This window comes from Arthrobacter horti (assembly GCF_030731045.1).
GTDB lineage: Bacteria > Actinomycetota > Actinomycetes > Actinomycetales > Micrococcaceae > Arthrobacter_E > Arthrobacter_E nanjingensis.
Map to the genome: position 1 here is coordinate 94,620 of NZ_JAVALS010000001.1, position 13,231 is coordinate 107,850.

Genomic DNA, 13,231 nt, shown 5'->3' on the forward strand with positions numbered 1-13,231 from the left:
CTGCTCAGTCCTCCGTGTCGTGGCCGAAGGGGTCAGGGTCCACACCGGGCATCCAGGTCAGCCCCGGCACGCCCCATCCGTTGCGCTTGACCTGGCGCATGGCCTTCTTGGAGTACCGGTCGATCAGGCGGTTGACGTAGAGCAAGCCGTCCAGGTGGTCGTACTCGTGCTGCATCACACGGGCGAACCAGCCGGTGGCCTCGAAGGACAACGGTGCACCGAAGCCGTCGAAGCCTTCCACCCGGACCCAGTCGGCACGCTGCAGAGGATAGTGCTCACCCGGGAAGGAGAGGCAGCCCTCCACGTGCTCGTCCGGATCGGGGGCCGCGCCGGAGACCTTGGAGAGGGTCAGCCGGGGATTGACCAGGGCGCCGGTGGGCGGGACCCCGTCCTCATTGGCGTACTTGTAGATGAAGATGCGCTTGCCCACACCGATCTGAGGGGCGGCCAGGCCCACGCCGTTGGCCGCGTCATTGGTGTCGAACATGTCCTGGATGAGGGCCAGCAGCTCTTCGTCGAAGACGGTGACTTCCTCAGCCCGGTGGTGCAGCACCGGCTCTCCCCAGATGGTCACAGGACGGACTGCCATGGTTGGTTCCCCTCTTGACGGAGCGTGCAGTGATACAGCTAAGGCCGTATCGGAAACCGATACGGCCTTAGCCCCGGGACCAGGTCCCTGCTTGGGGTGAGTAACGGGGGTCGAACCCGCGACCTTCTGGACCACAACCAGACGCTCTGCCAACTGAGCTATACCCACCAAGCGCCATTCAGGACGGGTTTCCCGCGTCCTCTGGAAAGGCAACGTTGAATAGCTTAGCGGATCCGGACGGTCCTTTGCGCCACTTTGGCCACTTTCGCCGAAAAATCTTTGCCGCTGTGGCGCAGATTACATCGGCCTCGTCGCCTGGGCCGCCGTGGCCGCGCTCTCCGGGGCCGCGGTGATGGACGCGGCGACCTCGCGGGCCGTGGCCGTGTCCGGCCCTGGGGCCGGGACGAAGACGGCCTGACGGTAGTAGCGGAGCTCGTCGATGGAGTCGCGGATGTCGCCCAGGGCCCGGTGTCCGCCGTGCTTGGCCGGAGCCTGGAAGTAGGCCCGGGTGAACCAGCGGCGGGACAGTTCCTTGATGGTGCTCACATCGATGACCCGGTAGTGCAGGTGGTTCACCAGCTCCGGCATGTCACGGAGCAGGAACATCTTGTCCGTTCCCACGGAATTCCCGCCCAGCGGGGCGGCGCCGGCTCCCGGGACCCATTCCTTGATGTACGCCAGGACTCTCGCCTGAGCCTCCTCCATGGTCACGCCGTGGGGGAGTTCGTCCAGCAGCTTGGAATCGGTGTGCATCTGGCGGACGAAGTCGTTCATCTGTGCCAGCGCCTCATCGGACGGCTTGATGACCACGTCCACGCCGTCGCCCAGGATGTTCAGTTCGGAGTCGGTGACCAGGGCGGCGACTTCGATCAGGGCGTCGTTCTCCAGGTCCAGGCCCGTCATCTCGCAGTCGATCCAGACAATTCGCTCTTGTGTTTTTGCCACGCGCCAAGACTACCGGTCGGCGCGACGGAACCGGGGCAGTCATCTGCCGGGTCAAGCGGGTTCCCGACCGGGCGCTGATAAAATGACCACGCAAAAGTGGGCCCGGGCGAATCTCCCAGTGGCGCCGCTGGCAGCGGGCTGTGGGCGACGGAACGGACGGATGGGTGACTTCGATGACGGATGGACCGGATACGCGGGACGGTACCGCGACCGTGGCATCCCCCCTGGAACGGCTTCGCTGGCTGAGGGAGCCGTGGTCCGGACGTGCCTGGCCCGCCATCGTGGAAGGCGCCATCGGCTCGCTCCTCGTCTTCGCGGGATCCATCGGCATGGGATGGATCGCCCCGGCGTCCCCCATGCTGCGCCATCCCCTGGTCATCTTCCTGCGCACCGAGGGACAGGGCCTGACAGCCTCCACCCTGGCGCTGAGCGTCGGCGCCATGATCCTCATCCGCTCCTGGATCAGGCTGGGGCAGCGCCTCGGCGGCTGGCAGGAGGGGTCGCTCCGGACGGTGGTCTGGGCCATCGGGCTCTGGGCGCTGCCGTTGTTCTTCGCGGTGCCCATCTTCTCCCGGGACGTTTACGCCTACACGGGCCAGGGAAGGCTTGTGGCAGAAGGCCTGGACCCCTACTCGCAGGGCATCTCCTCGCTGAGCAACTGGTTCTCACTGGGCGCCGACCAGGCCTGGGCGGAGAACCGCACGCCGTACGGGCCGTACTTCCTGTGGCTCGCCCGCGCCGTCGTCGGCATCACGGGCGCCCAGCCCGACTACTCCGTGCTGCTCTTCCGCGTGGTGGCGCTCATCGGCGTCGGGCTCTGCGTGGTCTATGTGCCCAAGCTGCCGGCCCGGCACGGCATCAACCCGGGCCGGGCGCTCTGGCTTTCCGTGGCCAACCCGCTTTTCCTCATCAGCTTCGTGGCCAGCGCGCACAACGACGTGCTCATGATCGGCCTGGCTGTCGCCGCCTTCTACTTCGCCTCGGTGGGGAGGCACAAGACGGCGCTTCTTCTCATCACGGCGTCGATCGGCGTGAAGATCATCACCGTGGTCTTCCTGCCGTTCCTGGGCCTCATGTGGGCGGGGAAGGGTGCGAGCTGGCCCCGGAGGATCGTCTTCTGGGCACTGGCCGGTGCCGGCTCCTTTGCGATCCTGGCGGTCAGTGGCATCCCGTACGGGCTCGGGTTCGGCTGGCTCTTCGCCCTCACCGATCCGACGCCGGGGTACACCGGCTACGCGCCCTCCGGCTTCCTGGGGCAGCAGCTGGAGATGTTCTGCAACGCCTTCGGTCTGCCCGGTGGCGATATCGCCACGGGCTTTCGGAGTGTGCTCAAGCTGGGTTCCATGGCGCTGGCGGCGCTGCTGATCCTGCGCGGACGGCACGAATACCTGGTCCGCAGGGCCGGTCTGGCGATGGCCGCGATCGTGCTGCTCTCACCGATCATCCAGCCCTGGTACATCTTCTGGTTCGTCCCGCTCCTGGCGGCCACCGGCATCCGCAACGACTGGCAGGTGAAGTCGTTCTACGTGGTGGTCACGTTCTTCGTGGTCTTCGGTGCGCAGGACCAGCTGTCCGTGTACTCCTTCGTGCAGCTGGGTGTGCCGGTCTCCACCATCGCGTTCGCCGTGGCACTGGCCATGACCGCCTACCTGGCCTTCCTGGACGTCCACACGCGCAAGGCCCTGTTCGGGTCGCGGAGGTCCGTGGAGCACTGGGGCGTCATCTAGGCGCTCAGGGACGCCTGCGAGCGGAGAAGGAAAGGGACGGCGCCAGGCGGCGCCGTCCCTTTCCTTCGGTGAGCTGAGCCTCAGCCGGCGGGAACCGGGGCGTCGGCGGCCCGGGAGGCCGCCGAGCGGCCCAGGTCCAGGGTCCGCCTGACCGACCAGACCAGCAGGACCACCAGCAGGACGTTCCGCAGGGTGAGGACGCCGGCCATGATGGGGTTCGCATGGATGAGCGGCGTGTAGAAGAGCGGGTAGATCACGAAGGTGGTCATGGCGATCACCATGAGCAGCGCCCCGGGGACCTTCCAGCGCTCCCAGTCGTGGTTCAGGCCGGCGATGACCACGGGGGCCAGCCACACCATGAACTGCGGGGAACCCACCTTGTTGAACACGATGAACGCCGCGGTCATCAGCAGAGCGCCTTCCAGGAAAAGCTCTTCGCGCTCGGCGCCCTTGCGCAGCGCCCAGAGCAGGAGTCCGGCGCCGGCCAGGACCACGAGCAGGAACAGCGGCTGCATGAGCCAGGCCGCCACGGGGGCGCCCGGGCCGTAGACCTCCGAGGAGTTGATGGCCACGTTGTCGGCGATGCGGGAGCCGGCGATGCCGAAGACGCTCAGCCATACCCACGGGGTGGAGAACGTCGCCTCAAGCTGCATGCCACGCTCACCCTGCTGGGTCAGGAAGTCGGCGAGGTGGGACAGATTGCCCGTGGCCCAGGTCCCGATCACCACGGCCGCCGTCACGGCGATCCCCGTGGCCAGGACCTTCAGCCGGTCCCGGCTCGCGATCAGGACCGGGGCGATCACGGCGGCGGGCCATACCTTCATCCAGGTGGCCACGCTCAGGAGCGCGGTGGCCACCACGGGGCGCCGCGCCGCGGCCAGAAGGCCCACCAGCACCAGCGGCGCCACCACGCCCTCCACCCGGGCGAAGCTGAGGTAGCCGATGAACACCAGGAAGAACATCCACCACCAGGCCGGGGCCACTCCGCTGCGCTTCCGCGGTCCGGAGGTGAGAACCGCCAGGGCCCAGGCGTTGAGAGCTGTGATGATCAGGAACCAGCCGAGCAGATACAGCGGCGCCCCGAGCAGATTCGCCAGGCGGATGGGCAACTGGGCGAGCGCCGGGTAGACCCAGGGCGTGATCGGGACCATGCCGGGCCTGTCCGGGACCACGCCGGTGGCCCACTGGCGGTACTGTTCGGTGTCGCTGAAGGTCTGCCCGCTGAGGAAGAAGGACGCCATCCAGCCCAGGAAGTACAGGTGCACGACGGCGAAGCCCCACCAGACGCTGCCACGGGTACCGAACCAGGTGAGCAGGGGAGTGGGCAGAAGACGGTCGCGCAGGGCGGTGAGCCGGTCCAGCATGGTGCCCCGGCTCATGCGGCGGAGAGCGCCGAGGCGGACGCCTTGGCCTCCCGGCCCAGGGCGTAGAGGCGGTGCACGGAGATGACCAGGAGGCCCACCAGCAGCAAATTGCGCACCGTCAGGACGAGCGCCATCCAGGGGTTGTCATGGCTCAGGGCGTCGTAGAACAGCGGGTAGATCAGGAAGGTGGTCACGGCGATCAGGATCAGCATGACGGCCGGGGCGCGCCAGGCCTTGAAATCGTGCATCAGGCCCAGAGCCACGGCGGGAGCCAGCCACACCATGAACTGCGGGGATCCGACCTTGTTGAACACGATGAACGCGACCGTCAGGGCCAAGGTGCCGGCCAGGAGGAGTTCGGTACGGTCGATGCCGCCGCGCAGCTTGCCCTGATGCAGTGCCCAGAAGACCAAGGCCGCGACCACTGCGGCAGCCAGCAGCAGGAGCGGCTGCATCAGCGTGGACATGACGGTGGTGCCGGGGCCGTCCACCTGCATCGAGTTGATGTCCGTGTTCATGTACATGTGCGAATCGCCCACGTGCAGCACTGAGAGCCACAGCCAGGGCGTGGTGAACGTGGCCTCGAGCTGCATGCCACGGTCGCCCTGCTGGGTGAGGAAGTTCATCAGCTTGGGCAGGACCCCCAGCAGCGCCGCGCACACGCCCACGACGGCGGTCACGGCCACGCCGCCCAGGACCACCTTGACACGGTCCTTCACCACGGTGAAGAGTGCCAGGATCACAGCGGCCGGCCAGACCTTCATCCACGTGGCCACGGCCAGGATCGCCGAGGCGACGAACGGCCGGCGCACGCCGTACAGGAGCGCGATGAGGACGATCGGTGCGGTGAAGCCGTCCACCCGGGCGAAGCCGAGCCAGCCCATCAGGAAGATGAAGCAGAGCCACCACCACGCCGCGGTCATCGACTCCCGCTTGCGGCCCCAAGCGGTGAGCATGCCGAGAGCCACGCCATTGAGCACGGTGATCATGAGGACCCACATGAAGAAGAACAGCGCCGGCCCGAACACGTAGGCGATCGCCATGGGCGGCAGGGCCAGGATCGGGTACACCCACGGACTGGGCCCGCTGATGAGCTGCTCGTTGAAGCCTGCGGCCACCCAGCCGCGGTAGATGAACGTGTCGCTGAACGCCTCGTTACGGGTGGCCAGGATCAGGGCGAACACCAGGAACACCCCGTGGAGGACGGCGAATCCGGTCCACAGACCGGCCCGGCTGCAGAGCCACTCCTGGACGCGGCGCGGGATGATCCGGTTCCGGAGATCCGTGAGGGAGGAGAAGAAGGCGTCGGAGAAAATGGGAATGTCCTTGTCTGCCAGCGATCAGGTCCAGGCCGTGCACGAAGGGGCCGTCGACTGGGCGTGTGCGGTACTGCGGGAAAGTGCCCAGACGGTACATTTTATCTCAGCAGCCTCTTCCCAGCGGATCCGCAGTTTGCCCGGATACCGTCGGCCGGGGTGTCCAGGGGACGCCACAGCCGATAGCGGAAGCCTGGGCCGCACCACATCCGGGCCCAGGCAGTGGAAGGAACTGGTCAGTCAACATGAGCGCGCCGAAACCGGCAACCACCGGCGTAGAGGTGGCGTTGCGCCAGGGCCTGGTGGGCTCCCTGATGGCGACGGTGGGCTCCATAGGGATCGGCTGGCTGGCCGGCAGCAGTTTCCTGATCCGTACCTGGCCGTTCATCGTGGCCCGGACCACGCTCCCCGCTGTGATCGTCTGCACCGTGCTGGTGTGCGCCGGCATCGTCCTGCTCCTGCGGGCGTGGCTCCGCCTGGGGCAGAGGATCGGACAGTGGACCCCGGAGGCCCGCCCCGTGCTGAAGAAGGCACTCTGGTACTGGGTGACCCCGCTGGTGTTCGCGGTGCCCCTGTTCAGCCGGGACATGTACGCCTACATCGGTCAGGGCCGGCTCATGCTGGAAGGCCTGGACCCGTACACCAACGGCATCTCCTCCCTCAGCAACTATTTCAACCTCGGTCCGGACACCCTCTGGACGGAGGCGCCCACCCCGTACGGGCCGCTTTGGCTGTGGATCGAGTTCGGGGCCGTGGCCATCAGCGGCGGCGCCCCGGAGCCCGCGCTCCTGATCTTCCGGCTGTTCGGGGTGCTCGGGGTCCTCATGCTGTTCCGTTACGTCCCCAGGATCACGGCCCTGGTGGGCGTGAACTCCGAGCGCGCGCTGTGGCTGGTGGTGCTGAATCCGGTCCTGCTGATCAACTTCGTGGCGAGCGGGCACAATGACGCCCTCATGATGGGGCTGGTGACCGCCGGGCTCTACTATGCGGCGACCCGGCGGGGCATCCGCGGCGTGGTCCTGGTGACCGCCTCGATCGCGGTGAAGCCGATCACGCTGCTGGCGCTGCCGTTCGCAGGCCTGCTGTGGGCCGGCAGGGCGGCGGGCTGGCCGCGCCGCTTCCTCTACTGGGGCGCGACGGCGGTGCTTTCGCTCGGCCTGCTGGCATTGGTCGGCTACTTGAACGGGCTGGGCTTCGGCTGGCTCGGGGCGCTCTCGCCACCCGGGGAGTCGCTGTGGATCTGGTTCGCCCCGGTGGGCCTCCTGGGGGCGGGTGCCGGTTTCGCGGTGAATCTGTTCGGGGGACACGGCGCGGCCGTGTCGGACGTGGTCTTCACCGCCGGGAAGGTGCTGTCCATGCTGGTGGCGCTCTGGCTGGTGTTCCGCATCCCGAAGAACCCGGAACGCTTCACCCAGGGGATCCTGCGGCATGCGGCCTGGGCGTTCGCCGCCGTCGTGCTGATGGCGTCCGTGATCCAGCCCTGGTACATGGTGTGGCTGCTGGTCTTTTTCGGAGTCACCGGCATCGCGGACGGCCGGCAGCTCCGGCTGGTCTACTACCTGACCGCGTTCTTCGTGCTCATCGCCCTGACGGATCAGCTCAGTGTGTTCGTCTGGATCCCCATCGGGGTGGTTCGTGCGGTCGCGATCGCCGTCGGCGCCGCCCTGGTCCTGCACCTGGTGTACACGGACCGCAAGACCCACCGCCTGTTCCGCGCGCCGCGGTTCTGGAGGCGGAGGCGAGCGGGCTGAAGCCTCAGCCGGTCCGCTCGCCGGTGCGCTCCGCCGTCGTCGTCTCCGGGGCCGGCGGCTTTCGCGAGTCCGGGACCAGCGCCCAGGCGACAGTGGCTGCGGCAAGCAGCGCCGCCGTGATGGCGAACGCCCAGCCGAAGCCCGCGGCGTCCACCACAGCGCCCGCCGCGAGGGGCCCGAGCACGCCGCCCAGATCGCTCACCATCGAGTAGGCGGCCACCACATTGCCGCCGCGGCGCTGGGCCAGGACGTCGGCCAGGACGGCCTGCTGAGCCGGGTTGACCAGGGCGGATCCAGCACCGGCGGCCACCATGAGCAGCAGCGTCATCCACAACGCCGGCGCGGCTGGGATCAGGATGTAGGCCAGAGCGAGGACCGCCAGCCCGGTGATGAGCAACGGCTTGCGGCCCATGCTGTCGCCCCAGCGGCCGGCCGGGAAGATGAGTGCCGCGTTGCCTGCCGCATAGGCCGCCAGCACCCACGCCGCCGTCGCGGGCCCGCCGTGCAGCACGGCCACCACGAAGAGCGGCAGGACGGAGACGCGGACGCCGAAGGACGTCCAGCCGAACGCGAAGACGGACAGGAGCAGGGTGCGGTACTGCGGGACCCGCAGGGCGGTGCGGAACGCGACGGGCGGTGCGGCATCGGGAGACGTGGCGGTCTTCCCGGCGTGCCGGGAACGGCGCAGCGCGACGGCGACGACGGCGGCTGCCGCGAGCAGGGTGAAGAAGTAGAAGACGAACGGCGCGCGCAGCCCGAAGGAGGTCACGATCCCGCCGAACACGGGGCCGAGGAGGCCGCCGAGGAGGAAGCCCGCGGCGTTGAGGCTGGCGACCCTGGCCCGGGCGTCCGGCGGGCTCACCTTGATGAGCAGGGCCGTGGCCGCGATGGTGAACATGGCGGAGCCGATGCCGCCGGCACCGCGCAGGATGACGAACTGGGTGTAGTCGACGGCCAGTGCGGAGGCGCCGGTGGAGAGCGCGACGATCAGGATGCCCGTGATGTAGGTGCGGCGCTCGCCGAATCTCCCGATGACCCAGCCGGCCAGTGGGGCCGAGACCAGCCGCATGAGCGCGAAGGCGCTGACGATCGCGGAGGCGGCGAAGTTGGACACCCCGAATTCGAGGGCGAACTGGGGGATCACCGGGGCGACGACGCCGTAGCCGAGGGCGACGGTGAACCCGCCGGCCACCAGCGCCCAGACTTCGAACGGCAGGCGGGTCTTCCGCGCTTGGGGGGTGTTCAGCACCAGATGATCCTAGTCCCACCCGGTGTGAGGCTCATGCCTCAGGGAACGATGATCAGTTTGCCGCGGGTGTGACCGGATTGGCTGGCGCGGAACGCGTCCGCTACGCCGTCCAGAGGGAACGTCTGTGCGATCTCGACGTGGAGGAGGCCCTTCTCTGCGAGGTCCGCCAGACGAGCGGTCTGTGAGCCGTCGGGGCGGACCCAGAGGTGGTGGCCGCCGTGCTCCGTGACGGTGCCGTCCGCGATGGACGCATGGCTTCCGCCCTCCCGCAGGACAGCCAAGGTGGTCTCCAGCTGCCCTCCCACGAAATCGGCGACGGCGTCGACGGGTCCGCCGGCGAGGTCCATGACGCGGTGTGCAAGGCCTAGACCGTACTGCACTGGTGCGGCCCCGAGAGTCCGCAGGTAATCATGATTGGCCGCGGACGCGGTGCCGATCACGCGGGCTCCGCGGTTCACCGCGATCTGGACCGCCAGGGCACCCACGCCGCCGGCTGCGCCGTGCACCAGGAGGGTCTTCCCGCCCAGCTCGCCGAGTGAGTCGATGGTGCGCAGGGCTGTGCCGCCCGCCAGTGGCAGCCCACCGGCCTGCTCCCAGGACAGGGACGCCGGCTTCCGTGTGACGGCGTGGACCGGAACGGCAACCCGCTCAGCGAAGGTGCCAGCGCCCAGCACGTCCTTGCGGGCGTAGGCCATGACCTCGTCGCCGACGGCGAACTCCGGGGTATCGAAACCGACCCCGACGACGACGCCGGCGACGTCCCAGCCCGGGATCACTGGGAACTGGGCGTCGATGAGCCCGTCCAGGTATCCCGCCATGAGCTTCCAGTCGACGGGGTTGACGCCGGCCGCGCGGACCTCGATGAGGACGGAACCGGGGAAGACCTTCGGCTCAGGCACCTCCCGGACCGTGAGGCCGGAGAGGTCGTGGGAGTAATGGTCGTAGACGGCGGCACGCATGGGGTCTCCTCGCTCGGCGGTCTGATTACTCCGACCCTAACGGAGCGAGGCTGACCCTGCGAGTGAAGAAAGACACCCCCAGCCCGGAGACTGAGGGTGTCGGTGACGTACGGTGACGTCGCAGTGCGCCCCTGGAGGGAATCGAACCCCCGACCGTCGGATTAGAAGGCCGCTGCTCTATCCTCTGAGCTACAGGGGCCTGGACCGGGCGTTGCCCGGCGGCGCAACGAGTCTACCCCGAATCTGTGGACGGCGATCCGTGCTCCCGATCCACATGGACGCGGCTCCCAGCCCGCGAAGTCTCTTCCCGCGCGATTCTGAAGCCAGCGGTTCACCGGAGGAATGCTCCGGCGCTGAGCGGCTTCATCACGGGAGAAGGAGAAGACCATGGCAGACAGCATCACCATCCGGGGATTCGTCGCGGGAGACGTCCGGCCGGGCACCACCAACGGAGGCGTCAACACGGCGAGCTTCCGGATGGGTTCCACTGACCGGCACTATGACCGGGCCACGCAGCAGTGGGTTGACGGCGAGACCAACTGGTTCACGGTCCAGGCCTATCGCCAACTGGCCGGGAACATCGCCGGGAGCCTGAAGAAAGGGCAGCGTGTGGTGGTGATGGGCCGGCTCAAGCTGCGCCAGTGGGAGAACGACGGCAAGACCTACCACTCGGCACAGATCGAAGCGGAGAGCATCGGTCACGACCTGAGCTGGGGCACCGCCAATTATCAGCGGAACTCCAGTGCCCAGGCCCCCGCCCCCGCGGCGGTCCCCGCCCGGGATCCCTCGGATCCGATCGAGGTGGACGGGCAGAGGATCGACCCGCTGACCGGCGAATGCCTGGGCCTGGCGGGGTCCGGTGAGGGCACAGCTGGACGGGGCGAGGAGGCGGGCGCGGGCGAGTCCCCGGAGGGAGCGGAGTCCGGTGCGGGCGAGAGTTCCGAGGAGGACCTCACTGAGGCGGCGTGAGCGGACCTGCGGGCGCGGTCCGGCCGCGTATCACGCGGCCGGACCGGGATGCCGGGCATGGCAGAATAGCGCGTGATGCAGCCACGTACATTCAGCCGGCCCGGTGCCGCACACGCCCTCACCGTGGCCGGGAGAGCCCGTTCCACTCGCAGGCTCCTGGCCGCTGTTCCCCTGGTGGGCCTCGTCGTGGCGCTCGCGGCCTGCTCTGCATCGACAGGCCCTGTGACCGCGCCCGACAGCCCCAGCGCCACCGGAGCAGCCTCAGCCGTAGTGCCGTCCGCAGCGTCCCTGAGCGCCGAGGAGAAGTTCCGCCAGGCTATTCAGACCGCGGTGCAGAAGGGCACCGCAGGCGAGGGGCACCCCTCCGCTGAGGTCGTCCGCGCAGCGATCGCATCCGCCCTCCCGGCCGGCGCCGCGGTGGAAGTGGGACAGTCCGTCACCCCGACCGGCCAGGCCTCTGATTCCCTGGTGGGCGCGGCCGTCGTCGCACCGGGACGCTGCGCTTTCGTCTACCTCCGGGACGGAGTGGTCAGCTCGGCGCTCCTGCCGGCACTGGCCGACGGCAAGTGCTTCGTGGGGGATCAGAGCTGAGCCCGGAGTCCCTTCCTATAGGCCTGCACATCCGGTCCGAATAGGCGAACCGACGCGCCACACACTAGATTTAAGGCCATGGCGGAATTCATTTACACGATGACCAAGGCCCGCAAGGCCGTTGGTGACAAGGTCATTCTCGATGACGTCAGCATGTCGTTCTTCCCCGGTGCCAAGATCGGCGTCGTGGGCCCCAACGGTGCTGGTAAGTCGACCATCCTGAAGATCATGGCGGGTCTGGACACCCCGTCCAACGGTGAGGCCCGGCTGAGCCCCGGCTACTCCGTGGGCATCCTCCTGCAGGAGCCTCCCCTCAATGAGGAGAAGACCGTCCTGGGCAACGTCCAGGAAGGTGTGGCTGAGATCTACTCCAAGGTCCAGCGCTTCAACGAGATCTCCGAAGAGATGGCCAACCCCGACGCCGACTATGACGCGCTGCTCGAGGAGATGGGCAAGCTCCAGGAGGCCATCGACGCCGCCAACGCCTGGGACCTCGACTCCCAGCTGGAGCAGGCCATGGACGCCCTGCGCTGCCCTCCGGGCGACGCCGATGTGACCGTCCTCTCCGGTGGTGAGCGCCGCCGTGTGGCACTCTGCAAGCTCCTGCTGCAGAAGCCGGACCTCCTGCTCCTCGACGAGCCCACCAACCACCTCGACGCTGAGAGCGTGCTCTGGCTCGAGCAGCACCTGAGCAACTACGAAGGCGCAGTCCTGGCTGTCACCCACGACCGCTACTTCCTGGACCACGTCGCCCAGTGGATCTGTGAGGTCGACCGCGGCCGCCTGTATCCGTACGAGGGCAACTACTCCACCTACCTGGAGAAGAAGCGCGCCCGCCTGGAAGTCCAGGGCAAGAAGGACGCCAAGCAGGCCAAGCGTCTGGCGGAGGAACTCGACTGGGTCCGCTCCAACGCCAAGGGCCGCCAGACCAAGTCCAAGGCCCGTCTGGCCCGCTACGAGGAGATGGCCGCGGAAGCCGAGCGCACCCGCAAGCTGGACTTCGAAGAGATCCAGATCCCGCCGGGACCGCGCCTGGGCAGTCTGGTCATCGAGGCCGAGAAGCTGCGTAAGGGCTTCGATGACCGCGTCCTGATCGACGGCCTGACCTTCTCCCTGCCCCGCAACGGCATCGTCGGCGTCATCGGCCCCAACGGTGTCGGCAAGTCCACGCTGTTCAAGACCATCGTGGGCATGGAGCCCCTGGACGGCGGCGATCTGAAGATCGGCGAGACCGTCAAGATCTCCTACGTGGACCAGAGCCGTGGCGGCATCGACCCGGAGAAGACCCTCTTCCAGGTGGTCTCCGACGGCTTGGACTTCATCCAGGTCGGCCAGGTCGAGATGCCGTCCCGCGCCTATGTGGCCGCCTTCGGCTTCAAGGGCCCGGACCAGCAGAAGAAGGCCGGCGTGCTCTCCGGTGGTGAGCGCAACCGCCTCAACCTGGCGCTGACCCTCAAGCAGGGCGGCAACGTGCTGCTCCTCGACGAGCCCACCAACGACCTCGACGTCGAGACCCTGAGCAGCCTGGAGAACGCCCTGCTCGAGTTCCCCGGCTGCGCCGTGGTGGTCAGCCACGACCGCTGGTTCCTGGACCGAGTGGCCACCCACATCCTCGCCTATGAGGGCACCGAGGAGGACCCGGCCAACTGGTACTGGTTCGAGGGTAACTTCGAGTCCTACGAGGCCAACAAGATCGAGCGCCTGGGCGCCGATGCGGCCCGTCCGCACCGCGTGACGCACCGTCGCCTGACCCGCGACTGACACCGCTCGG

At 68.1% G+C, this 13,231-nt stretch carries 11 protein-coding genes and 2 tRNA genes; 5 read left to right on the plus strand and 8 right to left on the minus strand.

What is annotated here, in order from left to right; all coding sequences use genetic code 11:
* Positions 1–4 precede the first annotated feature (4 nt).
* The 3 genes from def to orn all read right to left on the minus strand — a co-directional run bounded on the left by def (position 5) and on the right by orn (position 1,534).
* Positions 5–589, minus strand: coding sequence for a peptide deformylase (gene def, locus Q9R02_RS00450; RefSeq protein WP_305994675.1), 585 nt, complete (start codon positions 587–589; stop codon positions 5–7).
* Between the two features lie 92 nt (positions 590–681).
* A tRNA-His gene (locus Q9R02_RS00455) sits at positions 682–757 on the minus strand.
* A 129-nt stretch (positions 758–886) separates the two neighbouring features.
* Positions 887–1,534 (minus strand): oligoribonuclease, encoded by a 648-nt coding sequence (orn, locus tag Q9R02_RS00460; protein WP_305994676.1) that lies wholly within the window; start codon positions 1,532–1,534, stop codon positions 887–889.
* 173 nt (positions 1,535–1,707) lie between these two features.
* On the opposite strand from orn, the gene mptB (Q9R02_RS00465) reads away from it, so the two are divergent.
* The gene (gene mptB / locus Q9R02_RS00465; RefSeq protein WP_305994677.1) at positions 1,708–3,261 is read left to right on the plus strand and encodes a polyprenol phosphomannose-dependent alpha 1,6 mannosyltransferase MptB; all 1,554 of its coding nucleotides are present in this window, start codon (positions 1,708–1,710) and stop codon (positions 3,259–3,261) included.
* 80 nt (positions 3,262–3,341) lie between these two features.
* Here the strand turns inward: mptB (Q9R02_RS00465) and Q9R02_RS00470 are convergent, their stop codons facing one another.
* Positions 3,342–4,640: a glycosyltransferase 87 family protein gene (locus Q9R02_RS00470; RefSeq protein ID WP_305994678.1), complete on the minus strand. Its 1,299-nt coding sequence runs from the start codon at positions 4,638–4,640 to the stop codon at positions 3,342–3,344.
* Positions 4,637–5,941, minus strand: a complete 1,305-nt coding sequence (locus tag Q9R02_RS00475) for a glycosyltransferase 87 family protein (RefSeq protein ID WP_305995301.1) — start codon at positions 5,939–5,941, stop codon at positions 4,637–4,639. Before Q9R02_RS00475 ends, Q9R02_RS00470 begins: the two co-directional genes overlap by 4 nt.
* A 245-nt stretch (positions 5,942–6,186) precedes the next feature.
* On the opposite strand from Q9R02_RS00475, the gene mptB (Q9R02_RS00480) reads away from it, so the two are divergent.
* Complete coding sequence (gene mptB, locus Q9R02_RS00480; RefSeq protein ID WP_305994679.1) at positions 6,187–7,692, plus strand: polyprenol phosphomannose-dependent alpha 1,6 mannosyltransferase MptB; 1,506 nt, start codon at positions 6,187–6,189, stop codon at positions 7,690–7,692.
* Between the two features lie 4 nt (positions 7,693–7,696).
* Here mptB (Q9R02_RS00480) and Q9R02_RS00485 read toward each other — a convergent pair whose 3' ends face one another.
* The 3 genes from Q9R02_RS00485 to Q9R02_RS00495 all read right to left on the minus strand — a co-directional run bounded on the left by Q9R02_RS00485 (position 7,697) and on the right by Q9R02_RS00495 (position 10,099).
* On the minus strand, positions 7,697–8,941 hold the full coding sequence (locus Q9R02_RS00485) for an MFS transporter (protein WP_305994680.1): 1,245 nt from the start codon (positions 8,939–8,941) through the stop codon (positions 7,697–7,699).
* A gap of 38 nt (positions 8,942–8,979) precedes the next feature.
* On the minus strand, positions 8,980–9,900 hold the full coding sequence (locus Q9R02_RS00490; protein ID WP_305994681.1) for an NADP-dependent oxidoreductase: 921 nt from the start codon (positions 9,898–9,900) through the stop codon (positions 8,980–8,982).
* 126 nt (positions 9,901–10,026) lie between these two features.
* Positions 10,027–10,099: transfer RNA gene (locus tag Q9R02_RS00495), tRNA-Arg, on the minus strand.
* A 188-nt stretch (positions 10,100–10,287) separates the two neighbouring features.
* Here Q9R02_RS00495 and Q9R02_RS00500 point away from each other — a divergent pair.
* The 3 genes from Q9R02_RS00500 to ettA all read left to right on the plus strand — a co-directional run bounded on the left by Q9R02_RS00500 (position 10,288) and on the right by ettA (position 13,221).
* On the plus strand, positions 10,288–10,869 hold the full coding sequence (locus tag Q9R02_RS00500; RefSeq protein ID WP_305994682.1) for a single-stranded DNA-binding protein: 582 nt from the start codon (positions 10,288–10,290) through the stop codon (positions 10,867–10,869).
* A gap of 75 nt (positions 10,870–10,944) precedes the next feature.
* Positions 10,945–11,460 (plus strand): DUF6993 domain-containing protein, encoded by a 516-nt coding sequence (locus tag Q9R02_RS00505; protein ID WP_305994683.1) that lies wholly within the window; start codon positions 10,945–10,947, stop codon positions 11,458–11,460.
* 78 nt (positions 11,461–11,538) lie between these two features.
* The gene (gene ettA, locus Q9R02_RS00510; RefSeq protein ID WP_305994684.1) at positions 11,539–13,221 is read left to right on the plus strand and encodes an energy-dependent translational throttle protein EttA; all 1,683 of its coding nucleotides are present in this window, start codon (positions 11,539–11,541) and stop codon (positions 13,219–13,221) included.
* Positions 13,222–13,231: the final 10 nt, after the last annotated feature.

Coding starts and splice junctions, on each gene's coding strand:
- def (WP_305994675.1), bottom strand. CDS start 589: ATGGCAGTCCGTCCTGTGACCATCTGGGGAGAGCCGGTGCTGCACCAC.
- mptB (WP_305994677.1), top strand. CDS start 1,708: ATGACGGATGGACCGGATACGCGGGACGGTACCGCGACCGTGGCATCC.
- Q9R02_RS00470 (WP_305994678.1), bottom strand. CDS start 4,640: ATGAGCCGGGGCACCATGCTGGACCGGCTCACCGCCCTGCGCGACCGT.
- mptB (WP_305994679.1), top strand. CDS start 6,187: ATGAGCGCGCCGAAACCGGCAACCACCGGCGTAGAGGTGGCGTTGCGC.
- Q9R02_RS00490 (WP_305994681.1), bottom strand. CDS start 9,900: ATGCGTGCCGCCGTCTACGACCATTACTCCCACGACCTCTCCGGCCTC.
- Q9R02_RS00500 (WP_305994682.1), top strand. CDS start 10,288: ATGGCAGACAGCATCACCATCCGGGGATTCGTCGCGGGAGACGTCCGG.
- Q9R02_RS00505 (WP_305994683.1), top strand. CDS start 10,945: ATGCAGCCACGTACATTCAGCCGGCCCGGTGCCGCACACGCCCTCACC.
- ettA (WP_305994684.1), top strand. CDS start 11,539: ATGGCGGAATTCATTTACACGATGACCAAGGCCCGCAAGGCCGTTGGT.